The sequence below is a fragment of the Oleiphilus sp. HI0128 genome (assembly GCF_001635365.1).
Genome location: NZ_LWGG01001102.1, coordinates 1 through 1,332 on the forward strand (window position 1 = coordinate 1; position 1,332 = coordinate 1,332).

2 protein-coding genes are annotated in these 1,332 nt (G+C 44.4%); both read left to right on the forward strand.

Annotated features, from left to right (window positions below):
- Positions 1 to 1,067 (forward strand): methyl-accepting chemotaxis protein (locus tag A3763_RS18795; protein WP_068760331.1); only part of this gene is annotated, 1,067 nt, incomplete at its 5' end.
- A 3-nt stretch (positions 1,068 to 1,070) separates the two neighbouring features.
- The coding region (locus A3763_RS18800) for a hypothetical protein (RefSeq protein WP_197482975.1) at positions 1,071 to 1,332 on the forward strand (262 nt) is incomplete at its 3' end.

A 1,332-nucleotide genomic window follows, 5' to 3' on the forward strand; every position in this document is an offset into this window, starting at 1 on the left:
GTGCTAGCATTTTGATTTCAGGTGTTACCTGGAATGCCTTGCTTATTGCCTTGCTTGGTGTCATTGCTCTTGCTTTGATGCTTTGGCAATGTGCTTCTGCCCAGGCATTGCAGCAGTTAGCGCATTTGCTTCAACTTCCGGATAGTCAGTATCGCGATTTACCTTTAGAGGGTTTAGGTAAAGATGAAAGCCTAAAAGCCTTCAAGGATTATTTACTTAGCCATGAACGCTCAGAACAAAGCAAGGAGGAGTACTTTGCTGAGTTTGTTCATATGGCCAGAGAACTCTCAATTAGTGCCTTGTCGGCATCAACCAATGCAAAAGAGCAAAAGGCTTCGATTACCTCATCAGCAGCGGCTGTGACTGAGTTGAGTCAGAGTGTGGAAGATGTAGCGGCACAAATCAAATATGTTCACGACGACATAGAACGCTCGCGTGAGCAGACAACTGAAGGTATCGCTGAGGCCCAATCTGCCACAAATGAAATAAGCCGTATGGTCGGTTTATCTAAAGAAAGTGAGGTACTGGTTACAGAGTTGTTGGAGCATACCAACAATGTCGCAGCGATGTCGAAAATCATCATTGATATATCGGAGCAGACTAACTTGCTATCGCTTAATGCTGCGATAGAAGCGGCGCGAGCAGGCGAACATGGGCGAGGGTTCGCTGTGGTCGCAGACGAGGTTCGAAGTCTTTCAATTCGTTCTAGAGAGTCAGCTAATGAAATAACCGAAAGCATCAATAATGTGCAAAAACGAATGGTAGGCGTTACCGATAAGTCTTGTCAGGTAATGCGTGCTGCAGAAGATAACGCTGCGCGTATCAACCAGCTTGAAGGCTCTTTGGGAACGATCGCAAATATGATCGATAGCATTACAAACAAAATGCTCGTGATTTCGACAGCAACGGAGCAACAGAATATTGCAACGCGTGAAATCTCCGAAAATGTTGAGGCTTTATTAGGTAGGGCAAATGACAATTCCGTCATTGCAGATGAGACAGTTAAGGTTGCAGAGTATCTTGCAGACCGCGCTGAACGCTCACAAGCTAGTATAGAGAAGGAGTAAAGTTTGTCAGGTTTATTAATAGCGTTCGTCACCATTATTCTTGGGGTGCTTGTTTGTGTTAAGGCGATGAGCAGTAAAAAACGTAAGCACATTGAGGCCTTGTATACCAATATTGGATTGGTTAAAAACTTAAAGGTATTACTTATATTCATTCAGCAACATCGAGGCCTAACGACGGGTTATCTTCATGGTGATCGGTCTTTAGATAATGCTGTCAGGCAGGCGAAGCAACGAGTCGATAATCAGTGGCGAGTAATTGAGAACG